This window comes from uncultured Treponema sp. (assembly GCF_945873775.1).
Classification (GTDB): Bacteria; Spirochaetota; Spirochaetia; order Treponematales; family Treponemataceae; genus Treponema_D.
Map to the genome: position 1 here is coordinate 1 of NZ_CAMCEC010000012.1, position 25,589 is coordinate 25,589.

Here is a 25,589-nt window from a genome sequence, read left to right on the forward strand (position 1 = left end):
CACCATCTTCCGCATAGCTCAAAAGCTGAACGGATTTTTCTATAATCATATCGCTGAAAAAAGTAGATTTCTGGCTCAAATAACCTTCAACTGCAAAAGCTAAAGCCTCAATTGACATACAGGAAATTTGCTTTTCTGTTAAAGCCATTTGAAGATTCGGATCCCAAAGAACAAGCTTGCAAAGTCCGTTTTGGGTTTTTATAAGCTTTACTTTTGTTGAACGCGCGTCAGTTACAAAAGCTCTGTCTGTAAAAATAAAATTGTCTCTGTTTGTTGAAGGCAAGCAGATAAGCGGAAGCGTTTTTTTAGGCGGAACTAAGTTTTCATCAATGTAATCATAAATGCTCTTGGAATTTTCATAGTAAAGAGCGCAAACAATTCGGGCAAGCGAAAGTGTTTTTCCGCCGCCAACCGCAATAACACCGTGAACTTTTGCATCTTGGGCAAGCTTTAAAACAACTTTTGCAGTTTCTGAGTCTGCTCCAAGCGGAATTTCATCAAAAACAAAATAATCAACATTTCTTTCTGTAAGAGACGCGGTAACTTTTGAAGCTGTTCCAGATTCCTTTAGGACAGGATCCATTAAAACTAAAAAATTTGAGCCATACTCCAACGCATACTGGCCAAGCCGAGTCGCAGTATAAGAACCAAGAACAATATTAGGTGAAATTTTGAATATAAAATCTGCCATATTAGAAAAAAACTCCTGCAAAAAAAAAGAGCGGAACTATTCCGCCCTAATTTATCCCCTGCAAAAAATACGGAAAACTACAAACCGTAAGCGCTAAGAATTTGATCCGCAGTAGCTGCAATCGTAGCTTCATTGAGGTAATTTGGATCTTGAATCTTGAGCTTAATCTGCTCCACCAGCTCTGAACGAACATCTGGAGTTTCCTCTGCCACTTTATTCATAAACATGGCTTCTGCCATAGCTTTGGCTTCATCGGAAACACTGATTTCATCAGACGCATACTGAGAACCTGCAACATTATTTGAACGTTTTGTGTTCTGCAATGTGTTTAGAGCATTAACCTCTGAAATCTTGTTTATCATCATATCTTGCCTCTCTTATTTTATCGGAAGATTCCTCTGAAATCTTGACATTTTTATTTCCTGAAATAAAAACAGCAAATTCTCCAAGAATCTTCTGACGGGAACTATAATCTTCAAAAACTTCCTGCGCCGTTCCTTCTGTTATTTCCTCATGAAGCTTTGTAAGCTCCCTGCCCACAACAACACGGCGGCTGCTTTCAATATCGGCAATATCCGCCAGAAGTTTTACAATTCTAAACGGACTTTCATACAAAATAACCGCATCTCCGGTTTCCAAAAGTTCCTTTACCCGGCTTTTTCTTCTGCCCGGCTTTGGAGAAAGAAAACCTTCGAATATCAAAGTTTTTCCACCTGTTCCTGCAACACTTGCCAATGCCGCAAAAGCACTTGCCCCTGGAATCGGAATAACAGAATGACCTGCTTTGCGCGCAAGACCAGCAAGAACTGCGCCGGGATCACTTATCCCAGGAGTTCCAGCATCGCTTGCATAAGCAACTTTTTGCCCTTCATCAAGCAGTTTTATAATTTTTTCAGATGCAAACTGCTCATTCTGCGCCCGGCAACTGACCAAAGGCTTTCGGATTTCAAAATGATTCAACAATTGAAGCGTATGGCGCGTATCTTCCGCCGCAACAACGTCAACACTTTTCAAAATTTCAACAGCCCTAAAAGTCATATCGCCCAAATTTCCAATAGGCGTAGCTACAATATATAATTCCGACACCGTATTTATAGTATACAATTACTAATATCTTTTTGCAATGTTTAAAATCGGCTTTGGTATTTTTCTTAAAGCATCACGGCTTAACTTCGTGAAAAAAAAACCGATAATAAAACGAGGACCAGTTTTAAATTCTGCTTCCGCTAAAAACTGGCTCTCGAACTTATCAAAGCAAAATTAGAAGGTAAAAATACAATGAAAAAAAAAGAAAGGATTGCCGCAACTCTTACAGGAATTGCCTTGTATTGCGTGGCGGCTTTATTTTCTATAGGTCTTTTTCTTGGCGCGCTGAACTTCGGGCTTTCTTCAGGAAAAAATATTCTTTTTAAAATGGGAGAAATGCTTGTTTCTGTTTATGGAATCTGCTCAATTTTAATCCCTGTGTTTTTCTTTGTGGCAGGTTCGTTCTGTTTAAGCGCGAAATGGTCAGTTCAAAGAGCTTTTATCCTTTTAATTAGCATTGTTCCGTTTTTTACACTTGTAATTGCCGAGCGGACTTCCCAGACAATTGCAGCCCAAGACACAAGCCCGATTGCATTTGCCAAAATTTTCACATTGGTTGCTATTGCGCTTCTTCTTGTTGCGCTTGAATATCTGCTTGCCGTAACTGCCGCAACTTACATTGAAAAGGCAATGGAACAAAAAATTTCCATAGACATAAAAAAAATCAAAATTAATCCAAAAAAAATAAAAACAATTATCAAAAGCAAGCTGAATTTTCCAAAGCCAAAAATTTCTATGCAAAAAGAAAAAAGGCATGAAAAGAAAGAAGAGGAAAAAATTCCTGAAGAGGAACTTGATTTTGAAATTCCGCAGAAAAAAATCAGCGGCGTCTGGTCAATTGATTCGGAAGGAAATGTAAAAGGCAAAATTTCCGCGCCGGAAGAAAAACACGATGAAACTGTTCAGGAAGAAATTCAAATTCCTGAAAGTGAAAATTCCGCAGAAGAAAATGAAGAAGACATAATCGATTTGTTTGAAAAAAATTCAATGGATTTGACTGAAGAAATTTCAAAATCTGAGCAGGAAGAACTTGAGGAAAATTCCGAACAAATTGATTACGACATTGATTTTGAAGAGCCGGAAGATTTTTCAGAAGAGCAAGACAACGGATATTTTGACATTAAAGATGAAAACGAGCCAGAGGAATCAGAATTTTCTGAAATAGAAACTCAAGGTGATGAAACGGAACTTTCGGAAGATGACTTTGAAATAAAAGATGAAACCGAAGATGATTCAGATGAAAATGAAAGTCAAGAAACTGAAAACGATTTTGAAATAGAAGATTTCGATTCTGAAGAAAATTTTATAGAACCAGAAGAAGAACAGGAAATCTCTTTTGAAAATGAAGATTACCAAGAAAATGTTCCAGCTGAAAATTTCAAGGCTGAACACAACGAGGGAAATTCTTTAGAAGAAAAAAAATCTGCGCCTTCAAATCTTGAAAGTGTTTTTTCAAAAATGGAAGACGACGCGCGCATTCAGGTTGAAAAAGAAAATCTTTCGGTTCAAGAAAAAAATTCCGCGCCAATCGCATTTACAACAACAGAAGACGGAAATACAAAGCCAATTCCGCTTCCGCCGAAAAAGAAAAACAACGGGCCGTATAAAATTTCCACAGACTTACTCACAGCTTATGACGAAAACAAGTACTGGATTATCGACGAAGAAACCGAGCAAGCCGCAAAAAGCCTAAAAGATACTTTGAGTGAATTTAAAATCGATGCGGAAGTTACGGGAATAAGAAAAGGTCCAGTTGTAACAATGTTTGAGCTTCTTCCAGCTCCGGGCGTAAAGCTAAGCAGAATTGTAGCTCTTTCAGACAACATTGCATTGCGTCTTGCGGCAAGTTCAGTCCGTATTGTAGCTCCTATTCCAGGAAAACGCGCAGTCGGAATTGAAGTTCCAAACAGAAACCGCGCGATTGTTTCGTTCAGGGAATGCGTTGAGCAGCAAAGAAATGAATGGAAAAAAATGGCAGTTCCTGTTGTGCTCGGAAAAGACATTCAAGGCGAAACTCAAATAATGGATCTTGTAAAAACTCCGCATCTTTTGATTGCAGGTTCAACTGGAGCCGGAAAATCAGTCTGCGTAAACAGCATGATTCTAAGCATTTTGTACAAACGGAATCCGCATGAAGTAAAGATGATTCTCATTGACCCGAAAATAGTCGAGCTGAAACTTTACAATGGAATTCCACACCTTTTGACTCCAGTCATAACAGAACCAAAAAAAGCAATGCAGGCTCTTCAGTATTGCCTTTGCGAAATGGAACGCCGTTATGCAGTTTTAGACAGCATGGGATGCCGCGACATAGCAAACTACAACCGAAAAATTGTTGAGCAACACATAGCAACGGAAAAACTTCCATACTTGATTGTAATAATCGATGAATTTGCAGACTTGATGGCAACAACCGGAAAAGCTCTTGAAGGTGTTGTAGCTCGTCTTGCAGCAATGAGCCGCGCGGTTGGAATTCACCTTGTTCTTGCAACACAGCGTCCATCTGTTGATGTAATCACTGGTCTTATAAAGGCAAATATTCCAAGCCGAATCGCATTTATGGTTGCCGCAAAAATGGATAGCCGAATAATAATCGACCAAGTTGGAGCTGAAAAGCTTCTTGGAAAAGGCGATATGCTTTATGCCAGCGCAACAGATCCTTTTCCCGTGAGAATTCAAGGAGCTTTTGTAAGCGATCAGGAAGTTGAAAATGTTGTTGAAGCTGTAAAAGAATGGGGCGAGCCGGAATACATTGATGATGAAATTTTTGTTGACGATGAAGATGATGAAAATGCCGACCAGCTTTCACTTTTTGGAGAAGGCGCAGAAGATCCTCTTTATGAAAAAGCATTGGACATTGTAATTCAGGCCGGAAAAGCAAGCGCAAGCTATATTCAGCGCAGACTGAGCATTGGATATAACCGCGCCGCACGTCTTGTAGAGGAAATGGAAGAACGCGGAATTGTCGGACCTGCAAACGGCTCTAAGCCACGCGAAATTATTCACATGCCATAAAAACGGAGGAATAAAAATGAAAAAGATTATAACATTTATTGCATTAACAATTTTTTCAGCCTGCGCATTTTCTCAGAATAAAATCAAATTCAACGAAACTTGGAGCTACGTTCTTACAGGCTATGAAAATGAATTTTCCGCAGATTTGCCAATAACTGACCTTTGCTATTTTAGCGCGGAAATAAATGAGTACGGCGAAATTCCTTCAATTCCGAACAGAGAAAATATTCCGCCTGAATTTAATGGCAGAGTTCATCTTGTTGCAATTTGCGAAAGCCGCTCTCTAAGCCATTTTGTAATCGACCCGAAATACAAAGTTTCAAAAAAAATTATTAAAACTCTGGCAGAAGCAACAAAAGACTTCGACGGACTTCAAATTGACTTTGAGCTTGTTCCAAAACGAGATGCTGAAAATTTCAAAATTTTTCTTAAAAAACTGAAAAAAGCAATCGGCAAAGACAAAATGCTTTCTGTTTGCGTTCCTGCAAGAACAAAGACAGTTCAAGATGATGTCTACGATTACAAAGAGCTTTCATCTTGCGCAGACAGAATTTTTATAATGGCTTACGATCAGCACTGGGCAACAAGCGCACCCGGTCCGGTTTCTGGAATGGACTGGTGCAAAAAAATTGCAGACCATGCATTGAATACAATTCCAGTTGAAAAAATAATAATGGGCTTGCCTTTCTACGGAAGAAGCTGGACAGAACCAAATTTTTCCAAAGCATGGTATAACAGCGGAATCAACAGAATCCTTGGCGAAAATTCTGCATTAGAAGAAGTTCAAAGAACTGAAGGAATTCCGCATTTTGAATTCAAAACAGAAATTACAGTAAAAGGCTGGTTTGACGACAAAGAATCTTTAGCCGCAAGATGTCTTATGCTTTCTGAAAAAAACATTCCAAATGCTGGATTCTGGAGAATTGGTCAGGAAGACAAAGAGTTCTGGCAAATTCTTTCTGTTCCAGATTAATTTTTCATCAATATCCATCACTCATGCTTCTGTTTATATCACGCTGATAAAGTTCCTGATAAACAAGGCTACGTTTCTTTAAGTCATCTTTTGTTTCCTGCGGGAAAGGAATATAACGCCAGAAAATTCCACGGACTTCTTTTTCAAGCTTCTGTGTTCCCATGGATTCTTTTGTCATCCAAAGAATATAGTCTTCTATAAAGAACTGCTTTATGTCGCCCTTCATTTTGTGCTCTTCAAGATACTGATAATAATGTCCAGTAAGTCCATCGCTCATCCAGTCAAATGAAGCTTTCTCTTTTGCAACCTGCCATCTTAAATCAGCAACCGCAGTAAGACACGCAATCTTTAAATCACGCGGATACATCGGAATCGCAATACGTCCGCGGCTAGAAAGTCTGTTGTAACGGTCAAATGGCTCCCAGCAAAATCCAACATCGCCATAAGTTGGAACAAGCAAAACATAAGGAACAATTCTATGAGGAATATTTTTATGTATACGGCAAAAGCACTGCGGGTCAATCGATTCTATCCAAGAAAGCTCGCGGATTACATTTTCGCGGAATCCAGTTCCTTTTTCTGTGCAGTGGAAAAATTCCCTTGTAAAAATCGGATACTGATTTCCCTGACGGCCGCAAGTCATTTTTGCCATCTGGCGGATTGTGTTCATTTCGCCAAGAATTTCTTCTTTTCCAACGTTAACTTCTTCCACAAAGTTAGTTGACTTGTCATTGAGGCTCTGCTCAGTCTGTTTTGCTTCCTTGAAATCCTCAAGATGCTTTGAAAGCTCCTTGTCTATTTTTTGAAGCTGACGAAAATCATTTATAACATCAGAAAAAAGTTTTCTTTGCAAATCTGTGTAAGGATTTTTATGCGGCTCAAGTCCGGGCAATGAATCATGCTGAAAAATATCACGGATTTTGCCTTCAACAGAATTTTCCAAGCTAGCCCTTTCAGCTTCCTTTGCGTTTAAAAGGCTTTCTGAGGTCTGTATTTTTCCGCTGTTCTTGCTTTTTAAAGCCATGATATGCTGTTGTTCCGCAGCAGGTCCTTTTGCAACTCCTCTTGTTGGAACTTCATCAGTCGTACTAGGCTTCATGTGTCCAAGCGCAACAGAACGAATCCATTCATCCATATAAAGAATCGGCTCATAAGTATTGTTCTTGTCTATTGCACGGGCAAACATATTTTTTTGTTCTGGAGTTGCCAAGGACGGAAGCAAAATACCGAACCGCATAGCCATTCGCTTGCAGTCTTCAATGGAAGAACTTGCCATTTTTGGCGCAAGACTTCTTAAAAATTCCCAATAAGCCGTGATTATCTGCTGGCGGTAAACTGTGCGGTCTTTTTTATCCTGGCAATTAAGATATTTTACCAAAAGCGAATGAAGCCTCTGGGAACTTGCGCCTTCTCCTGTAAGGCATTTTTTATAATACGAAGGATCATCGTAGCATTTGCTTGGAGTATCTTCAAAATATTTTTCAATTGGAGCAAATGATTTTATATTTAAATCAACTTCAGGAACACAGCCGTTCATTTTGGGCTTGCCTGACGCTTTTTCAGATACAAAATTTTCAAAGTCTTTATTCTGCGGTCCGCCAAAAGAAGAAATTCCGTCTTTTTTAGGCACATTTAATTCCACTTCTGGAATTTCATCTTGAGTGTCAGCAAGCAAAGCGGCAATACTTGGATCAATATCATCATCAAAAGCCATGTTGTTCTCCAACTTTATTTAAATGCATTTTATAAAAAAAATTTCATCTTAATTATAACATGACTGTCTCAGTATTGCAAAGCAATAAATGTTATAAACAAAATCTATAGCCAAGTATAAAAATATAATAATTGACAGTTAGGGCAAGAAAAGATATTTTTAGCTTATCTTAAATATTTTTGGAGGAAGAAAATGAAAAAAATATTAACATTGGCTGCGGCAGTTTTTGCAGCCGCTCTTTTGTCTGCACAGGCAAAACTAAAAGTTGGAGCAACTCCTGTTCCCCATGCAGAAATGCTCAATCTTGTAAAAGATGATTTAAAGGCTCAGGGTGTTGACATTCAGGTTATTGAAATGACAGATTATGTTATTCTCAACGATGCCCTTGAAAGCGGCGAGCTTGATGCAAACTTTGACCAGCACATTCCTTACATGGAATCCACAAACAAAGAAAAAGGCTATCATCTTGTAAATGCAGGCGGAATCCACATTGAGCCAATCGCCCTTTATTCAAAAAAAGTTTCAAAGCTTTCTGACTTGAAGAAAAAGGCGACAGTTGCAATTCCAAATGATCCTACAAACGGAGGACGTGCTCTTTTGCTTCTTCAGGCGGCAGGACTTATTGAACTAAAAAAAGATGCGGGAATCACAGCGACAACACTCGACATAGCAAAAAATCCGCTTAAGCTGAAATTCAAGGAGCTTGACGCAGCTTCAATTCCACGTACTTTGAACGATGTTGATGCGGCTGTTATCAACGGAAACTACGCAATTCCAGCAGGACTTTCTGCAACAAAAGACGGACTTTTTGTAGAAGGAAAAGATTCGCCTTATGTTAACATCATTGTTGTAAAAGACGGAAATCAGAATGACCCGCGCGTAAAAGCGCTTGTAAAGGCATTGCAGAGCGACAAAATCAAGAATTACATTTCTGAAAAGTTTAAAGACGGTGAAGTTGTAGCCGCATTCTAAAATTAAGTTTACAGATAAAGCGGACTGTTCAAGAAGTTTTGCTAAATTCTTGGGCAGTCCATTTTTTATTTAAATTGAAATCTGCTTTAATATTTTTGTAAGTTCTGTTTTTTCTATTAAATCGATCGGGCGGCCTTCAATATATTTTTTGCTTTCTTCTGAAAAAATTCCTGCGGAAACACAAAATCCACGCTCAGCATTTACATCGCTCATGTGCTCGTGGAATTCTCTGATATAAATTTCTCCAACAGAACCTGTTGTCCTAAAAAATCTGAACAAAACAACATCTTGCCAAGTAGCCGCAAAAATTTCAGTCAGAATATCTGTATAAAGAGAATCGTTTTCTATGTTTTGGATTTTTACATTTGAATTTTTGTATTTGGTCAAAATAAATTTACGGCAAAGCGTTACAAAATCATTGCTGTTCGCGGAAATATAAATCTGCAAGTTGCTGTTCTGGCTCAACTCCTGATAACGGTTTATAAGCGAATTTACATCTTTGTAATTTTGAACAGAATTTCGGATTGACTTTAAAAGCGCAAGCCCCTTTGCAATCTGTTTCTTTTCAAAATAGCAGCGGGCAAGATTGTATTCAATTTCAACCCGTATGTCAGAAGGCTCGTTTTCGTGCTTAAGTCCGATTTCATAATCCTGAATCGCGGCATTCAAATCATTTATTTTTGTATGAAAAATTCCAGCCCTAAGACAAGACCTTGCGCCGTAAACTGGATCTGCTCTAAGATGCATGAAAATTTTTATAGCGCGGTCGCCTCGTCCTTCTTGAAACATCGCATCCGACATATTAAAAAGAGCTTCTTTGTTTGAAGGATCTTCATCCAAAGCTTTTTTAAAAAACGAAAGACTTTCGCGGTATTTTTTTGCAAAATAAAGGCTTTGCGCAAGTAAAAAATAAACACCAGAAGATTCAGGCTTGGCAAGAATCGCTTTTTTAAACAAAGGCACGGATTTTTCATACAATTTCTGGTTGAACATTGCTTTGCCAAGGTAAAAATTATTTTCAAAGCTAACTGAATTTATTTTGTATGCGCTCACTAAAGCCTGAACAGCCTCTGGATTTTTTCCAAGCTGAAGCGCGCTGATTCCAAGCCGTAAAAAACATTCGCCTAAATTGACAACTCCAGACTTTGAATCAAGCTTTGAAAGATCATTGTAAATTAAATATGCCTTATCCCAAATCTGGCTCGAAAAATAAACATCGCCAAGCGGAATAAGCCCCGCTGGATCATGAGGATTTTTTGCAAGCTTTTTATTTGCTTCTTTTATAATTTGGGCTTTATTTCTATTGCTAGTTTTTCTCTCTTTTGTGCCGCCGCCATTTTTTCCCATGAACAAAGTAAGAACTGCGACAAGAGCAATCATTATAACGCCAGCAATAAGATATGACATATTCTAAAACCTTCCTTGACAAAGTGAAATTATTTGAGGGAATTTCAAAAGCTCTTATGAACTTAAGAATTCCCCCGTTTATTATTTATCGGAATTTTTTGCGTTTACCAAAATTTAATTTTTTCGGCATTCCTGAACAAAATCTGCAATTCTATCCAAGGCAACTTTGATTTTATCAATAGCGGTCGCATAGCAGCATCTTATGTGCCCTTCTCCGCCTGCGCCAAAAACGCTTCCCGGAACAACAGCGACATTGTGCTTCTGGAAAAGCTTTGTGGCAAAGTCTTCACTTGAAAGTCCTGTTGATGAAATGTCAGGGAACATGTAAAAAGCGCCAGAAGGCTCTGGAACAGGAAGCCCCATATCGCAAAAAGCCTTGTACATCAGATTTCTTCTCTGCTGATAGCTTACACGCATTTTTTCAACTTCAGACCAGCCGTTGCGCAAACCTTCTGTGGCAGCATACTGACTGAAAATCGGCGCGCAAATTGTGTTGTAGCCGTGAAGCTTTACAATCTGCGCAAGAAGTTCCGCAGGAGCCGCAATATATCCAATTCGCCAGCCTGTCATTGCAAAAGACTTTGAAAATCCGTTAAGAATAATCGTATAATCTTTCATTCCAGGAAAAGAGCCGATAGAAACGTGTTCCGCGCCATCATAAGCAAGCTCGCAGTAAATTTCATCGCTTATAACCCAAATCTGATGTTTTTTTACAATTTCCGCAATTTTTTCAAGTTCCTCTTTTGGAATCATTGTTCCAGTCGGATTGTTCGGGGAACAAATCATAACGGCTTTTGTTTTTGGAGTAACTGCTTTTTCAATTTGCTCTGCGGTCGGATAAAATCCATTCACGCTTGTATCAATAGGAACAACATTGACTTCACAAAGACGCGCCAAAGGAACATAATTTACATAGCAAGGCTGGCAGACAATAATTTCATCTCCCGGATTAAGAATTGCGCGCAAAGAAGCATCGACACCTTCACTTGCACCAACTGTTATAAGAATTTCCTTCTGCGGATTATAATGCATATTGTATTTCTGCATATATTTTGAAATTTCTTCACGCAGCTCAAGCAAGCCCCAGTTTGAAGTGTAGCTAGTGTGTCCCTTTTCAAGATGATAAAAAGCTTCCTCGCGAATGCACCATGGAGTCGGAAAATCAGGCTCGCCAACAGAAAGCGAAATCACATCATCGTGTCCAATCAGCATTTCAAAAAATTTCCGAATTCCGCTTGGAGGAGTCTGCACCATTGATGAACTGAATTTGTCTTCTCTTGTATTCATTAAGCCATTGCTCCTTCCCGGCTGTCGGAATTTTCTTCTATATAAACAATGTCATTTTCTTTGTAAGTCTTTAAAATGAAATGAGTTTTTGTGGAACGCACACCTTGAAGCGTAGAAAGTTTTCTTGCAACAAAAAGCGCCACTTCTTGCAAAGTTTCGCCTTCAATTATAACTTTTAAATCGTAGCCGCCGCTCATAAGATAAAGGGATTTTACCTGCGGAAATCTGTAAATTCTGTCGGCGATTCCGTCAAATCCATGCTCACGTTCTGGTGTAACTTGAATTTCTATTTCCGCACAGACTTTTTCTTTTGCCTTGGAATCTTTTTCAGGATTTATAATCGCGGCATATTTCATAATAACGCCGTCATTTTCAAGCTGCTGGATAATCGACTTGACTTCTTCAACAGATTTTTTTGTCATCGCTGAAATGTCTTCTACAGAAATACGCGCATTGTCACGCAGCAAATTTAAAATTTCTTCTGTGCTGTCCATTTTTTACCTTCTATCTATAAAAATAAAATTCTAAATAAGTCCTTTTGTGCTTGGAATTTCTCCGTTGCGTCTTGAATCAATTTCCACTGCCTGACGAATCGCCCTAGCTGCGGCTTTAAAAAGTCCTTCAATTTTATGGTGGTCGCTTCTTCCGCGGATTGTATCAAGATGCAAATTGCACTTTGCTCCGTTTACAAATCCCTGCCAAAAATCTTCAAAGCAATCTGTTTGGAATGAAGAAGATTTTCCGTCCTGTCCAATTGAAACAAGCGGAATATTGGAAAGAGCCGCATTTACAACACAAAACGGACGCCCGCCAAAATCAACAGCAACCTGCAAAAGACTTTCATCCATCGGATAAATTGAAAATCCGCTTCTATAAATTCCAGCACAGTTTCCCAAAGCAGAAGCAAAGCATTGTCCAAGAACAATTCCTGTGTCTTCTATAAGATGATGCTGGTCAACTTCCAAATCGCCTTTAAGCTCGCCGCTCAAATCAAAAAGTCCATGCTTGCAAAAAGAATTCAGCATGTGTCCAAAAAAGCCGATTGGATTTTTTACAGAGCATTTTCCTGTTCCGTCAAGATTTAAAGAAAGTTCTATTTGAGTTTCGCCAGTTATGCGTTTTATGCTTGCAGTTCTTTCCATTTGAAAAATTCCTTATGACATGACTTTTCTAAGTTCATATTCCAAAATATCTGTGGCTCCAAATTCCTTGAGCTTTGGAAGAAGAACTGGAACTTCGCTTTTCTTAACCGCAGTTTTTACAGCATATCCTGAATCTCCAAAAAGCGGACTTACAGTCGGGCTTCTCATAGACGGAATTGCTTTTACGAGCGTGTCAAATTTTTCCTTGGAAACATTCATCTCAAGCATAACACGGTCGCGCGCATCAAGAACAGCAGAAAAAAGCATTTTAAGTTCAAGAATCTTCTGCTTCTTTTCTGGGTCAGCCATCGCTTCTTTTGACGCGTACATTCTTGTGGAGCTTTCCATAAGAGTGTCCACAATTTTCAAACGGTTCGCCTTTAAAGAAGAGCCAGTGCTTGTGTTGTCAATAAGAATTTGCGCAATTGAATCTTCTGTATTCTGAACAAAACCTTCGCTCGTTCCCCAAGTTCGGAAAATTGTTCCGTTGATTTTTTTTGCCTCAACCCATTTTTTGCTTAGATTCTGATATTCAGTTGCAATTGTAACATTTTTCTTTGCAAGCTCTTCATAGTCAAAATCTTCTGGAATCGCAGCAACAACACGGACTGGATCAAATCCCAAATCCATTATTTCAACAAGCGAATCTTCAACGCCATTTTCAAAAACCCAGTCTTTTCCAGAAAAAGCAATATCAGCTTTGTTTGCCGCAAGAAGGACGCTCGCAATCTGAGGTTTTACAACTTGAAACGCAAGGTCTTTCTGATTTGTTATAGGAAAATATGTTCTGTCTGGAAGCTTTAAAGAAATTCCAACATCGCTCAAAAGCTCATATACAGATTCGTAAATTCTTCCTTTTGCCAATAAAATTTTTAATTTTTCCATAATATACGATTATAAATTGAAGTTGCCCCTAAATTCAAGTTGCAAAGCAAACTAGCGGCGCTCAACAGTTCCGTCAGGTTTTGCAATAAAAACTTCTGGCTTTATCTTTGTAAAAAATCCGCATTCAACAACGCCGATTATTCCATCGATCTTTTCTTCCATTTCATGCGGATTAACCGGAAACTTCCATTTACAGTCCAAAATAAGATTTCCGTTGTCTGTGATTACAGGACCTGCTTTTTTTACGCCTTCCCGAAGCACACATTCCGCGCCAAGTTTTTCTAAAGCTTTAATTACAGGAACTCTGGCTTCGGCTATAATTTCAACAGGAAGAGCAAAACCTGTTCCAAGGCTTTTTACATCTTTTGAAGAATCCGCAACAATGGCAAATCTTGCCGAATTATACGCAATGATTTTTTCACGAAGCAATGCCGCGCCGCCGCCTTTTATAAGATTGTTGTTTGGATCAATTTCGTCCGCACCGTCAATTGCAAGATCAAGAGTTCCATTTATTGCTTTGTCGTTCAACGTGTAAACTGGAATTCCAAGTTCCTCGCAGGCCAATGTAGTCTGAAAACTTGTTGCAACGGCTTTTATATCTTTTAAAGTTCCGTCTTCAATTCTCTGCGCAAATCTTTTTACAGCCGGCATTGCAGTAGAGCCAGTTCCAAGTCCGATTTTCATTCCGCTGAAAATTTTTCCTTCTTTGATTAAAGAATCAACTGCTGTTGTCGCGGCTAAAATTTTTTGTTCGTCTTTAGAAATACCCATCAGTATTCAACTCCTGTATATAATTCAAATTGCCTATATCCCTGATAAAGAAGCATGCTGAATCCATTGCAGATTTTGCAGCCAGCCTCCCTTGCGCGCACCATTATCGGAGTTGCTTTCGGCATATAAATTATGTCGAACAAAGCTTCCTTTCCTGTGAAATCATAAAAATAAAGCGGATCATTTTCTGGATTAGAAGGCTCTTCGCAATGCATTCCTTTTGATGTGGTCTGAATAATCACGTCTGAATATTTTCTAATCGTGGAAACTGATTCAAAATTCAACGGAGCATATTTAAAATCGTATTTTTCAGCAAGTTCTTTTGCCTTTGACAAAGTGCGGTTAAAAATGCAGGCTTTTCCGCCGGAATTATAAACTGCATACGCAATTGCTTTTGCAGCTCCGCCAGCTCCAATTATAGAAATTTTTTTATGCTTTAGATTTTTTAAATTCAAAAATTCAAGCAAAGCTTTTAAAAATCCTTCCGCATCAGTATTGTACGCAAGCCATTTTCCGTCTTTTTTTATCAATGTATTGCTTGAGCCTATTTCAAGCGCGGCATTGTCCACAAAATCAGCCCTTGCAAGAGCAGCTTCCTTATGCGGAACAGTTACAGAAAGTCCCTGCACTCCGACTTGCTCAGAAAAATCAATTGCCTGCTCAAATTTTTCAGCTGGAAAAGGAATATAAACGGCATTCATTCCATGGCGGCAATATCCTGTATTATGAAGCTCAGGACTTGAAGTTCCAGAAAGCGGCCAGCCGGTAATTCCAAAAATTTTAGTTGATTCATTTATAGATTTTGTTCTGTAAAGTCCGCCAAGTTTTACAGCATCCAAATGGGCAATATTTGAAGTATTTTGAATGGATTCCGGCGCGGAAGTATATGTCAAAAAATTTTTCAGCTTTGCGCCAAGAACTCTAGTTGGAATTCCCATTGTTCCCATCGCAAGCAGAATATGGTTGTTTCCAGAAATCCTCGAAGCCTGCTCAAAAAGATTTGTAACATCGTCAAGACTGTGCGGCATAAATGCAATTTTTGGAATTTCAAGTCCAGAAGGATTCAGTTCCTTAAGACGCTCCAAAATATTTCTTACCGGATTTTTCATGTCATGGAAACTTCGGATTACTTTTGTCTCAAAGGCAAGAGTCGCATCTTCAAGACTTGAAATATGAAAATCTTCCTCAAAATCAACATAGGCAAAATTTTTAGTTTTATCTTCATCGGCAAAAGAAAGCGCGCGGGCAAAAAGAATTGTGCGGGCAGATTCTCCTTCTACAAATTTTCCACCGTCTATTTCACGCCTGATTGTCAAAATGCACGGCAAACCAGCCATTGAAGGAAACCGTCTTGCATAAAGCCGCTCATCCTGATTCAAAAAATCAACACGCAGCTCCGCCATGTCAACATAACTTCTATATTTGTTAAGAAGCTCCAAGTCTTCTGCAAGAGTTTTTCCTGTCAGCGTAAGACAAATTTTTGGCGATTCCATTTCAAGACTCCTTTGCAACTAAATTTAAAAATGAAGCCGAACTCCTGATTTTTTTTACTTTCGAAATCAAGGCAATTGAAACTTCGTATTCTTCAACTGAATTTGTTTCAGGATTTTTACAAACTAAAAAAAGAACTTGGTTTTTTACAACAGCCCTTGGAACGCCTATTAAAATTTCTTTTGTTGTAGACATTTCAAGCTCAACCAAATCTTCATTTTGAACTGCGCTTTCCAAAACTCTAAGCTTCCCTGTAAAATTCATTCCGCTTGCCTCGGTAAGCTCAAACTTAACGCTTTCAGGCCGAAGCTGATCCGAAGACAAAACCACGCGTCGTTTTATGCGCTCCTCAAGTCCTTCTTTTTGCTCTGCGGAAGCTGAAATATTTTCCAGCTGATTTTTTAAATCCTCAAGAATTTTTGAAACTTCTTTTTTTGAACCGGAAGCTATGGAATTTTCCTCAGGAATACTTTCAGAAGAACAAGGCAAAATTTTAGAATCAAATTCAATTTCTGGAAAGCCCAAAGCTGGCGCAGTTTTTTTTGCGGATTTTACATTTCCAACAAAATCAAGTCCAAGCCGCTCGACACAATTTCTTGCCTGCTCATCGGATGAAAAATTCATCAGAAAAATTCCCGGCGACAAAATTTCAACAATATAAGATGAAAGTTTTTTTTCAATTACGATAGAATTTTCAGGACGGATTTTTAAAACGTAGCCTTTGTAAAGAGAAGCCGAATTATAAGAATCAGCCCATTCATCAAGCGAAACCAAAAGATTCTGCGGAATTTCATAATGCGAGTATTTTTTTAAAATTGCGGAAATCTGATCTTTTGTCATTTCAAAATCAAAAGCTTTTAAAACAGACTGGCGCGTAATTTCAAAAACAGCAACTGTATCGCATTTTTTTGGACAAAGAAATTTTATAAGCGGAACAAGCTCCGAAAGCAAAAATCCCGGCAAAACAGTAACCGAAAAACCTGCGTCAATGCTCAAAGAACCTTGCGATTTTTTTTCTTCAAAAATTTGATTCACACAAATAAATTCATTTTCACCTTCAGAAACTGAATCGAGAATTCCAAGTTCAATCGCACAGTCAAGCATCGCATCCAAAAAATTTGAATCAACAGAAGAATTTTCCGCAGAAGAGCCAAACGCAACAATTCTTGAAAACCGGCTAAAAGAATTTTCAGAGTAACGAGAATTTTTGTCTTTTAGCAAAAAAGCAATCTGAAGAATTTTCTGTCTTGTATAAACTTCCTGCTTTAAAAATGAAAGTGTCTTGAAAAAAATTTCCGCGCTAGACAAAATCATGCTTCGGGAAAAGGAACCTGTGCAAGCAGCGCAAATATAAGCAACCTGATTCCCAAAAGTCAAATTCGAGAAAAGCTCAAGCCTCTGCCAGTCAACAAAAAATCCTTTGCCTTCAGAATCTTCCTGGACAAGATGAAGATTTTTGAGAGCTTTAAAAAGTGTTTCAAAAAATTCCTTGTTGAAATTCTCCTGAAAAATTTCAGCCAAGTCAGAAGACGCTTTCTTTTTAAGTTCCCCGTTGTTTTTGCAAATATCAGGATGGCTTGAAATATAGCAGATAAAAACCGCAAGAAGATCAGAAGAAATTTTTAGTCGGCGCTCAGGAAATTTTTTTTCGTTTTCTGGACTTATCAAATTTTGCAAATTCAACAAGCCGCTCAAATCATCTTCAAGATACGGATTTATTTTTATTAAATTCTTTTCATTTTTTACATGGACAGAAAAAATCAAAAGACGTTCTTCAAGGCTTGCAACTGCGCTGTAAAAATCTCCCTGCTGAATTGAAGATGAAAAAAATTTTTCAAGTTTTTCAATGTCAGGCTCGTTTAAAAATTTTATCGCTGTAAGAATTTTTATATCCGTACCGTCAAGAAATTTTACAATTGAATCCCGGGTTTCTTTTTTGCGCAGAAAAGCTCCTATTTCTTCCGCCAGCTTTTGCTTGTTGTAAGGAGTTTTTACTTCTCCAAGATAAATACGTACCAACTCGAAAAAAAATTTGTCCGGCAAAGTGCAAAAACTTTCACGCCATTGAATTATCTTTTGAACTTTTGCATCTAAATTCATTGGCCACATCCTTCGATTTGAATCGGAACTTCAAGGTCATCAAAACTTTTTTCATTTTCGTAGCGGACAATTCTATAGGAATATCCTTGCTCTGCTAAAAATTTTTGTCGGTTGCTTCCAAAATCTTCTTCAACAGTTCCGCGCGTAATCAAAGTAAAAAATCTTGAAGTTCTTTCTTTTGGACGAAGAATTCTTCCAAGCCGCTGAGCTTCTTCCTGCCTTGAACCGAAAGTTCCGCTCACTTGAATTGCCACGCTCGCGTCCGGCAAATCGATTGCAAAATTCGCAACCTTGCTGACAACAAGCACACGTATTTTTCCGCTTCGAAAATCGTCATAAATTATATCACGTTCGGAGTTTTTTGTTTTGCCGGTAATAATCGGAACATTCAAAAGCTTGGCAAGAATTTCAAGATGAGTTAAAAATTGCCCGATTATAAGAATTTTGTCATCCTTGAATTTTTCAACAAGCTCCTGAACAATTTTATTTTTCAAAGGATTTTCACTTGCAATTCTGTGCTTTTCTCTATTCCCTGCAACCGCATATTCAATTTCTTTATTTTCTGGAAGCCCAAGGCGAACTTCAATGCATTCAGCCTTTGCAATCCACTTTGCCTTTTCTAGCTCTTTCCAAGGAACATCATATCTTTTAGGGCCAACCAAAGAAAAAACGTAGCCTTCGCAGCCATCTTCGCGCACAAGAGTCGCAGTCAGCCCGACACGCCGCACAGCCTGAAGTTCAGCGGCAACTCTAAAAACAGGAGCCGGAATCATGTGGACTTCATCATAAATAACAAGCCCCCAGTTGTTCTGCTTGAAAAGTGAAAAATGCGGATACGGACCGTTTTTGTCAGGACGCCAAGTAAGAATCTGATAAGTGGCAACCGTTACAGGCTTTATAGTTTTATTTTCTCCAGTGTATTCCGCAATCTGGCTTGCATCCAAATCAGTTTTATCAATAAGCTCATCTATCCACTGATGAACAGCTGTAATATTTGTGGTTACAATAAGCGTGTTGGTCTTTAAAAGGCTCATTATTTCCATGCCGACAATCGTTTTTCCCGCGCCGCAAGGAAGCACAATTGTGCCGAATCCAGTTCCCGGTCCTTTGTTTCCGACCAGCGCATTTGCCGCAGCTTTTTGATATTCACGCACTTCAAAAGGCCGCCCATCCAAAGTTGTTTTCCGCAAATTTATTTCAAGAGGAAATCCATCCTGAAGCGGAACATCATCTTTTACAGGCCAGCCAATTTTTAAAAGATTCTGCTTAACAATTCCGCGATCCGTAAGCAAAAGTTTAAAGCAAAAAGTTTTTTCTTTTTCTGAAAGTCCTGCCGAAAATTCTTCTGAACATTCACACGGAACAAGAAATTTTCTGGCAAAAGCGTTGGCTTCAATCTGCTTAAAAACATACGGAGAATTTGAAACAAGATAAAGATATTCTTCTTTTATTCCGTCTGAATTTTCCACGGAAGGACCTTGAACAAGCCTGAGTTTTCCAAAACGCCCGGAAGTTTCTTCAATCCAAACAACAACGCTCTGCGGAATTTCATAGCGTGAAAATTTTTTTAAAACTTCAACTGCCTGTTCGCCTGTAAATCCTGAGCTTTCAGCGTTCCACAATGAAAGAGATGAAATTTGATATGTATGCAAATGTTCAGGAGAGCGCACAAGTTCCGCAAAAGGAATCAAAGCAGCCCTGCATTCTTCAGCACGAGGCGCATGAACATCAAGCAGAAGAGTTCTGTCAGACTGAACAATTAAAGGATTTTCGCTTTCAGGCATATCAGTGCATTATATAATGAATCGGCAAGGCTTACAATATTTTCTGGCAAAGCGCACAAATAAAAAACCGGCCTGCCAACGACAAACCGGCTTTTTGAGGAGAGTCTATCTATGAAAAACAACAAGAGTTTTCCGACATTTTTATTTTAAGCCCGGAATTTAAATTTGTCAAATTTTTGTTGACAAAATAAATTTATTATAATAATATCATTATTGTAATAAATACAAATTTATAAATAATCAAGTGTAAGGAACTTAGGAGGTTATTATGAAAAAATGGGTTTGCAAAGTATGCGGATATGTTCACACAGGAGACAATGCGCCGGAAGAATGTCCAGTTTGCCATGCAAAAAATGCTTTCAATGAAATGGTTGAAACAAAAGGATTCGCCTGCGAGCATCAGGTTGGTTCAGCAAAAGGCTTAGATGAAGAAGTTGTAAAAGGACTCCGTGAAAATTTTGCCGGTGAATGTTCAGAAGTTGGAATGTACCTTGCAATGTCCCGCCAGGCAGACCGCGAAGGCTACCCAGAAATTGCAGAAGCATACAAACGCTACGCTCTTGAAGAAGCCGAACACGCCGCAAAATTCGCAGAGCTTCTTGGAGAAGTTCTTACTGATTCAACAAAGAAAAATGTTCAGATGAGAGCTGATGCGGAAGCCGGAGCTTGCGAAGGAAAACTTCAGCTTGCAAAGCGCGCAAAAGAACTTGGCTATGACGCAATTCACGACACAGTGCATGAAATGGCAAAAGATGAAGCGCGCCACGGAGCAGGATTCAAAGGAATAATGCAGCGTTATTTCAGCAAATAAAATAAAAAAACACTGTGCATTGAAAACATTTTCATTGCATGGTGTTTTTTAAATTCCAAAAAGTTTCAAGAGAAAAAAATGAATCACGAACAAATCGCAGCAAAACTAGAAGAAAAAAATATCCGCTCGTCAGTTCAAAGAATGGCAATTTACAAATTTCTTGCGGAAAATCCAGTGCATCCGACCGTTGACACAATTTACACATCTCTTTCTCCTCAAATGCCAACTTTGTCGCGCACAACAGTTTACAACACACTCAAGCAGTTTTCTGAATGCGGACTTGTGCAGACAATTACAATTGAAGACGGTGAACTTAGATACGATGCGGACACTTCAAACCACTTGCACTTTAAATGCGTAAAATGCGGAAAAATTTTCGACATTTTTAAGCCGGTCGAACTTCCGCCGCAGTTTTTGCAAGACGGATTCAAAGCTGAAAAAATTCAGACCAACATCTGGGGAATTTGCAAAGACTGCTCTTAATTCTACTGAAAAAGAATCAGCCCTTCCGGATTCATTGCCCTGTAACGGATCCGGCATTCCACAACGGCAACCAAAACTACAACAAGCGAAAACCAAAAGAACATGCTGTCCATTTTAAATCCCGCAAAATAATTGTAAATTCCGTGCAGCAAAACCGCCAGAACAAACGGATAAAGCTTGAAATTTCCGTTCTTCAAATTGAAAACAAAAAGCCCCGAAAGTCCAGCGCAGCAAGAATGAATAACAACCGCAGTCAAAAGCCTAAGCTCAAGATTTTGAATTCCAGAAGCAATATAAATTAAAGTTTCAAAGCATCCAAGCGAAAGTCCGCTCAAAACGGCGCAGGCAAAAAAAACTTTCATCGACATTTTCTTTGAAGGAAAAATAAAAAATACCGCCATTTTTATTGTTTCCTCAACAACGCCATTTACAAAAATGCTTTTAATCAAAACAGAAAAAAGAGAATGCACATTAATCAGACCGAAAGCTTCCAATAAAAACTGAATCACGTAAATCGGAACAACGGCAAAAAGTCCGCAGAAAACTGCAATAAATCCAAAGCTAAGCTTGAATTCTTTTATGAGAACAACCATACAAGCCAGCGCCGCCAAAACAGGAATTGTGCAAATTAAAAACGGTGGAATCAAACTTGTAAAATTCATTTTATTTTTTCTCCGCCCTGAACTGCTCTATTACAAACTGAACCGTTCCACGCATTTCATCAAGATTTTCCTGATTAAGAATTCCAAGCCGGAAAATTGAAGTTTCCAAAAGACAGTAGAGCAGGCTGTTTATTTCCTTTATTGGAAGATTTTTTATTTCGCCTTTTTTCTGTCCGCGGATTAAAACCATATTCATCAAATGCTGAATTCTAATAACGCGCCTTGTTACACGGTCGTTTATATCCACGCCGCTTTTTTCGAGCTGCATAAGATACATTTTTAAAACACGGAAAAATGCCCGGTTGCTTTCCGCAATATCAATTATACACAAAAAAATTCGCTTAAGGCATTCTATGGAATCAATCTGGCTGTTCTTTATAATTCCAATAAGCTCCTGCTCAACATCGTTTGTAAGCTGCTTTATGCTCCACAAAAAAATTTCGCGCTTATTTTTAAAATATATATAAAGAGTTGTACGAGTAATTCCGCATTTGTCTGCGATTTTCTGATAAGTAACATCTTCGTATCCATCTTCTATAAAAAGCTGAAATGATTTTTCAAGGATTTCCCTTTTGCGCTTTTCGTGCTCAACAACAATCGCCATATTTTACCTGTAAATATAAAAAGAAGTGTCCAGATTTCCAGCTTTTAAAGGCTTTACCGCGGAAGCTTTTTTTTCGAAACAATTTTCAAAAGATTTTTGGCTTGTAATAACGCCCATCTGCCAGTTTTCAAAATTTGAAATCAAGCTGCCCATTTTTTTGTAAAGACTTTCAGCCTGAAATTCATCGCCCAAACGCTCGCCGTAAGGAGGATTACAAAGTATAAGTCCGTTTTCAAATTCTGAATGCAAATTTTCAAAGTCGCTCACAAAAAATTCAGGACGCTCAATGCGCATATCGCTTCCAATCAGCTGCAAGGCTCTTCCTGCCATTGTGCAAGCGTGCTCAGCATTCAGTTTTGCACGGTCAATTGCAAACGGATCTATGTCGCTTCCGGCAATGTGGCATTCAACATCTGTGCGGATTTTTGCAGCTTCTTCTTTTTTTATTTCAAGAGCGCGGGAAGCATCATATATAGAAAGATTTTCATAAGCAAAATTTCTTCCAAGCCCAGGAGCAACATTGTGGGCATAAAGAGCGGCTTCTATTGCAATTGTTCCGCTTCCGCAAAAAGGATCATGCAAAGGAGTTTTTCTGCGCCACATCATTTCCTGCAAAAGAACCGCAGCAGTTGTTTCCCGCAACGGAGCTGCACCGCTTTCAGTTCTGTAGCCACGCTTATGCAAAGCCTGTCCGCTTGTATCAAGCAAAATCACAGCTTCGTCCCGTTCCATATAAACACGCACATCCGCCTGACTTCCTGATTCCGGCAAAGAATTCATTCGCCAGACATCTCCAAGTTTTGTATAAATTGCCTTTTGAATCATTCCCTGAATTGTATGCTCGCTGTTAATCCTGCTTTTATAAACACGCACTTTATCTACAACAACACGAACATCTTTTCTAAAAAAATCCTGCCAGTCGATTCTATAGCAACCTTCAAAAAGGGAATCAAAATTGTCTGCTTTGTAACGAGCCATCTGAAGATAAACTCTGTCGCTCGTCCTAAGACAAAAATTTGAGCGGTACAAAGCATCATTGTCGCCTAAAAACGAAACACGGCCAGGAGCATTTCCTGAAAGAGCATAGCCCAAATGTTTTATTTCATTTCCAAGGATTTTTTCCGCGCCAACTGCGCAAAGAGCAACAAAAGTATTCATAAATGACATTTTAACATTTTATGTTCAATTGCACAAGAAAACCCGCCGGTTGAATTTTTATCTTGCCAAAATTAAGATACAAAAATGGACACATTGAGCGCAGAACAAAGAAGCTTGAACATGGCGAAAATCCACAGCAAAGACACCAAGCCCGAAGTCTTTTTAAGAAGCGCGCTCCATAAAGCTGGATTCAGATTCAGGAAAAACGACAAGCGGTATTTGGGAACGCCGGACATTTTTCTTCCGCATTACAACGCAGTTATTTTTATCAACGGATGCTTTTGGCACGGACACAAGAACTGCCGGCTTTTCAGGCTGCCAAAAACAAATGTTGAATACTGGAAAAATAAAATTGAGAGGAACATGGCGCGCGACAAAAAAGTGATTTCAGCTTATCTTGACAACTGCTACAGAGTCGCTGTCGTCTGGGAATGCTCAATAACAGGAAAACAAAAAGCTCAAAAACTTTCAAAAGTAACAGAAGAAATTTCCCTGTGGCTCGAAGAAGATTTGACTGAAAACTACAGGGAATTCTGAAATTTTTATTTCAGTCCAGACCAAAATATTTGAGCCATCCGTTTCCGTTTTGAGCATTTATCGCAGAAGAAATTCCCGCATGACACATTACATGGCGGAACTGCCCAAGAATCAGCTCAAGCCGTGTGAATTCGCAACCATCTAGTTTTTCTGAAAGCATTTTATCCGAAAGTTTTGCAAGATAGATTCGGATTTTTTGAGCAACCGACACTGCATATTTTTCCAAATTTTCACGAGAAATAACAACGCCCGGCGCAGCATCAAAACCCTGACGGTAACTTGAAATGACACTAAGATTTTCAGCGACACCGCCAGAAGAATTTTCATCATATTTGTATTCCGCAGGGTTCACAAACCACTTGTCGAGCGAATGCAGTGTATGGAAAATAAAGCGCGATGCATTCAAACCGTCAAATTCAGCCTCAAGATTTGCGGACTGAACAACAGAATTTATATTCTTCAAAAGAATTTCGGTCTGTTCAGCAATAATTTTTGAAAGCAGATTTTCAGACATTTATGTGCTCCTTGTATATTTAATTTTTTTCCACTAATTTTCCGTCCCAGTCAGTTACAGTGGGACTATGGCGAGCGTACCATTTTTTGAAGAAACAATCGATATTGCGGACTTTTTTCTGCGTCAAGTTTTTCAACCGCTCAATTCGCCTTGCATATCCTTTCTTTGTAAAGCAATGTCCTATTTTCAAAGTCTTAAACCAAAATCTATTGAAAACACAGGAGAACAATCTGTAAAATCAACATCGATACGCATTTTTTTCGCGCTGCCAGGAGGAATTTTGTAATTTAATCCGTCAATTCACTTTAACAAGGAAACAGAGTGAATCTCAGGAGTTAATTTAAATGAATTTATCTGTCTTTATTCGGGCAATTAAAAACCTTTTTTTTATATTTTTTTAGCAACCTTCACAATCTTGCGTTTTCTGCTCATTGTAAGTCCCGGTTTTTGCTTTGTTCCGGACGCGCAGATTTTTGCGGTGATTTTTATTCCGGCTGATTTTAGGATTTCGCCGATTGAACTAAAAACGCCCGGTGACTGCCTGCAAATCACATTAAACGGAAACGGAGTTGTGCAGGCTGTTACGATTGCGGCTTCTTTACCTTTGAGGAGCGCAAGCGGAATTCCGTGCTTTGATTCTCCCATCAAGCGGAAAACGTTGCGGTCAAAAAGCGACTTCAAGCTGCCGGTCATGTTGCCCCACCAGCACGGAGAAGCCACAACAAGAAAATCTGCGCTTGCAATTTTTTCTCCTGCAACATCTGCGTCATCTCCGGCAAAAACGCATTTTCCACAAGAGCGGCACTTCATGCAGCCTGTGCAGGCGGAAAATTTCAGTGAAGATACGCGGATATTTTCAATTTCAGCGGATGGATTTTTCCGGCGAATTTCGTCTTCAAGAAATTTTAGCATTTGAGAAATTGTTCCTAAAGGTTTTGGAGAGGCGTTTAGAATCAATATTTTCATTTCTTTTTAGGAAAACCCGGAATGCAGCGGTTGACGTTTCTGCAGTATTCGGCGTATTCGTTTCCGTAGAGAGCTTTCAGCCACTTTTCCTCTGTGTTTTTAATAATAACCGTCATGTAAAAATAGAACAGAACAGGCAGGATAAGCAGAATAAGGTTCGCAGGAAACAGAAGAATTCCCGTGCAGGCCAAAAAGAATGCGCTGTAAATCGGATTTCTTACAATCGAATACACGCCGTCTGTCGCAAGAGTATTTTCCTTTATATGACTTTCGATTTTCGTCTTGAAATTCGCATAAACCCAAAGACACAATCCCAGAATAATAAGAACAACTCCCAAAACCGTGAACGGAATTCTAAATGCGGAAATCCTTGCAAAGGAAAGGAATTCTTTTGTGCTGATGAAAATTCCTGCCGCAGAAAGAACAACTTGAGGCACGACGATAACAGGACCTACTCCTATGACAGGAAGATGTTTTTTATTTTCTTTCACTTAAAAACTCCTATAAAAAGACAAAAAACGTCAACTGTGTTTTAC

Annotated in this window: 25 protein-coding genes; 6 read left to right on the plus strand and 19 right to left on the minus strand. The window is 38.9% G+C overall.

What is annotated here, in order from left to right; genetic code table 11:
- From Q0N70_RS07260 to rsmI, 3 genes are all read right to left on the minus strand, one after another.
- The coding region (locus tag Q0N70_RS07260) for an iron-containing alcohol dehydrogenase (RefSeq protein ID WP_294015377.1) at positions 1 to 691 on the minus strand (691 nt) is incomplete at its 3' end.
- A 77-nt stretch (positions 692 to 768) separates the two neighbouring features.
- A complete protein-coding gene (locus Q0N70_RS07265; protein ID WP_294015379.1) occupies positions 769 to 1,056 on the minus strand; it encodes a flagellar biosynthesis anti-sigma factor FlgM in 288 nt (95 codons plus the stop codon).
- Positions 1,028 to 1,777 carry a 16S rRNA (cytidine(1402)-2'-O)-methyltransferase gene (gene rsmI / locus Q0N70_RS07270; RefSeq protein WP_294015381.1) on the minus strand — a complete coding sequence of 250 codons (750 nt, stop codon included), beginning with the start codon at positions 1,775 to 1,777 and terminating at the stop codon, positions 1,028 to 1,030. The genes Q0N70_RS07265 and rsmI overlap by 29 nt, the downstream gene beginning before the upstream one ends.
- A 192-nt stretch (positions 1,778 to 1,969) precedes the next feature.
- Here rsmI and Q0N70_RS07275 point away from each other — a divergent pair, with 192 nt between their 5' ends.
- Positions 1,970 to 4,792 (plus strand): DNA translocase FtsK, encoded by a 2,823-nt coding sequence (locus Q0N70_RS07275; protein WP_294015384.1) that lies wholly within the window; start codon positions 1,970 to 1,972, stop codon positions 4,790 to 4,792.
- A 16-nt stretch (positions 4,793 to 4,808) separates the two neighbouring features.
- Positions 4,809 to 5,765, plus strand: coding sequence for a glycosyl hydrolase family 18 protein (locus Q0N70_RS07280; protein ID WP_294015387.1), 957 nt, complete (start codon positions 4,809 to 4,811; stop codon positions 5,763 to 5,765).
- Between the two features lie 7 nt (positions 5,766 to 5,772).
- Here Q0N70_RS07280 and Q0N70_RS07285 read toward each other — a convergent pair whose 3' ends face one another.
- Complete coding sequence (locus Q0N70_RS07285; protein WP_013702638.1) at positions 5,773 to 7,479, minus strand: hypothetical protein; 1,707 nt, start codon at positions 7,477 to 7,479, stop codon at positions 5,773 to 5,775.
- Between the two features lie 192 nt (positions 7,480 to 7,671).
- Between Q0N70_RS07285 and Q0N70_RS07290 the strand changes: the two genes are divergently transcribed.
- Positions 7,672 to 8,451, plus strand: coding sequence for a MetQ/NlpA family ABC transporter substrate-binding protein (locus Q0N70_RS07290; protein WP_294015391.1), 780 nt, complete (start codon positions 7,672 to 7,674; stop codon positions 8,449 to 8,451).
- 69 nt (positions 8,452 to 8,520) lie between these two features.
- On the opposite strand, the gene Q0N70_RS07295 is transcribed toward Q0N70_RS07290, so the two are convergent.
- The 9 genes from Q0N70_RS07295 to Q0N70_RS07335 all read right to left on the minus strand — a co-directional run bounded on the left by Q0N70_RS07295 (position 8,521) and on the right by Q0N70_RS07335 (position 19,318).
- Positions 8,521 to 9,858, minus strand: a complete 1,338-nt coding sequence (locus Q0N70_RS07295) for a tetratricopeptide repeat protein (protein WP_294015392.1) — start codon at positions 9,856 to 9,858, stop codon at positions 8,521 to 8,523.
- A gap of 114 nt (positions 9,859 to 9,972) precedes the next feature.
- The gene (locus Q0N70_RS07300) at positions 9,973 to 11,145 is read right to left on the minus strand and encodes an aminotransferase class I/II-fold pyridoxal phosphate-dependent enzyme (protein ID WP_294015393.1); all 1,173 of its coding nucleotides are present in this window, start codon (positions 11,143 to 11,145) and stop codon (positions 9,973 to 9,975) included.
- Positions 11,145 to 11,639, minus strand: a complete 495-nt coding sequence (locus tag Q0N70_RS07305) for an Lrp/AsnC family transcriptional regulator (protein WP_013702642.1) — start codon at positions 11,637 to 11,639, stop codon at positions 11,145 to 11,147. The genes Q0N70_RS07300 and Q0N70_RS07305 overlap by 1 nt, the downstream gene beginning before the upstream one ends.
- 30 nt (positions 11,640 to 11,669) lie before the next feature.
- On the minus strand, positions 11,670 to 12,287 hold the full coding sequence (locus Q0N70_RS07310; RefSeq protein WP_294015394.1) for an imidazoleglycerol-phosphate dehydratase: 618 nt from the start codon (positions 12,285 to 12,287) through the stop codon (positions 11,670 to 11,672).
- Between the two features lie 12 nt (positions 12,288 to 12,299).
- The gene (gene hisG / locus Q0N70_RS07315) at positions 12,300 to 13,172 is read right to left on the minus strand and encodes an ATP phosphoribosyltransferase (protein ID WP_013702644.1); all 873 of its coding nucleotides are present in this window, start codon (positions 13,170 to 13,172) and stop codon (positions 12,300 to 12,302) included.
- 51 nt (positions 13,173 to 13,223) lie between these two features.
- Positions 13,224 to 13,943, minus strand: coding sequence for a ribose-5-phosphate isomerase RpiA (gene rpiA, locus Q0N70_RS07320; RefSeq protein ID WP_273353168.1), 720 nt, complete (start codon positions 13,941 to 13,943; stop codon positions 13,224 to 13,226).
- Positions 13,943 to 15,436, minus strand: coding sequence for a type I 3-dehydroquinate dehydratase (locus tag Q0N70_RS07325; RefSeq protein WP_294015395.1), 1,494 nt, complete (start codon positions 15,434 to 15,436; stop codon positions 13,943 to 13,945). Before Q0N70_RS07325 ends, rpiA begins: the two co-directional genes overlap by 1 nt.
- 1 nt (position 15,437) lies before the next feature.
- A complete protein-coding gene (locus Q0N70_RS07330) occupies positions 15,438 to 17,534 on the minus strand; it encodes a helicase-associated domain-containing protein (RefSeq protein WP_294015396.1) in 2,097 nt (698 codons plus the stop codon).
- Entirely contained in the window at positions 17,531 to 19,318 is a 1,788-nt protein-coding gene (locus Q0N70_RS07335; protein WP_294015397.1) for a DNA repair helicase XPB, read from the minus strand. Before Q0N70_RS07335 ends, Q0N70_RS07330 begins: the two co-directional genes overlap by 4 nt.
- 268 nt (positions 19,319 to 19,586) lie before the next feature.
- On the opposite strand from Q0N70_RS07335, the gene Q0N70_RS07340 reads away from it, so the two are divergent.
- Positions 19,587 to 20,129 (plus strand): ferritin family protein, encoded by a 543-nt coding sequence (locus Q0N70_RS07340; RefSeq protein WP_294015398.1) that lies wholly within the window; start codon positions 19,587 to 19,589, stop codon positions 20,127 to 20,129.
- Between the two features lie 78 nt (positions 20,130 to 20,207).
- Positions 20,208 to 20,612 carry a Fur family transcriptional regulator gene (locus tag Q0N70_RS07345; protein WP_294015399.1) on the plus strand — a complete coding sequence of 135 codons (405 nt, stop codon included), beginning with the start codon at positions 20,208 to 20,210 and terminating at the stop codon, positions 20,610 to 20,612.
- A gap of 2 nt (positions 20,613 to 20,614) precedes the next feature.
- On the opposite strand, the gene Q0N70_RS07350 is transcribed toward Q0N70_RS07345, so the two are convergent.
- From Q0N70_RS07350 to Q0N70_RS07360, 3 genes are read right to left on the minus strand one after another with little or no spacing between them, the layout of a single operon-like run.
- Entirely contained in the window at positions 20,615 to 21,274 is a 660-nt protein-coding gene (locus Q0N70_RS07350; protein ID WP_294015400.1) for a PrsW family glutamic-type intramembrane protease, read from the minus strand.
- Between the two features lies 1 nt (position 21,275).
- Positions 21,276 to 21,878: a TetR/AcrR family transcriptional regulator gene (locus Q0N70_RS07355; RefSeq protein WP_294015401.1), complete on the minus strand. Its 603-nt coding sequence runs from the start codon at positions 21,876 to 21,878 to the stop codon at positions 21,276 to 21,278.
- A gap of 3 nt (positions 21,879 to 21,881) precedes the next feature.
- Positions 21,882 to 23,036: a class I SAM-dependent RNA methyltransferase gene (locus tag Q0N70_RS07360; protein ID WP_294015402.1), complete on the minus strand. Its 1,155-nt coding sequence runs from the start codon at positions 23,034 to 23,036 to the stop codon at positions 21,882 to 21,884.
- 84 nt (positions 23,037 to 23,120) lie between these two features.
- Between Q0N70_RS07360 and Q0N70_RS07365 the strand changes: the two genes are divergently transcribed.
- Complete coding sequence (locus Q0N70_RS07365) at positions 23,121 to 23,573, plus strand: very short patch repair endonuclease (protein ID WP_294015403.1); 453 nt, start codon at positions 23,121 to 23,123, stop codon at positions 23,571 to 23,573.
- A 10-nt stretch (positions 23,574 to 23,583) separates the two neighbouring features.
- On the opposite strand, the gene Q0N70_RS07370 is transcribed toward Q0N70_RS07365, so the two are convergent.
- The 3 genes from Q0N70_RS07370 to Q0N70_RS07380 all read right to left on the minus strand — a co-directional run bounded on the left by Q0N70_RS07370 (position 23,584) and on the right by Q0N70_RS07380 (position 25,544).
- Positions 23,584 to 24,087 carry a hypothetical protein gene (locus Q0N70_RS07370; protein ID WP_273353158.1) on the minus strand — a complete coding sequence of 168 codons (504 nt, stop codon included), beginning with the start codon at positions 24,085 to 24,087 and terminating at the stop codon, positions 23,584 to 23,586.
- 387 nt (positions 24,088 to 24,474) lie between these two features.
- Complete coding sequence (locus tag Q0N70_RS07375; RefSeq protein WP_294015404.1) at positions 24,475 to 24,999, minus strand: flavodoxin family protein; 525 nt, start codon at positions 24,997 to 24,999, stop codon at positions 24,475 to 24,477.
- A 50-nt stretch (positions 25,000 to 25,049) separates the two neighbouring features.
- Entirely contained in the window at positions 25,050 to 25,544 is a 495-nt protein-coding gene (locus Q0N70_RS07380) for an isoprenylcysteine carboxylmethyltransferase family protein (RefSeq protein ID WP_277079107.1), read from the minus strand.
- Positions 25,545 to 25,589 lie beyond the last annotated feature (45 nt).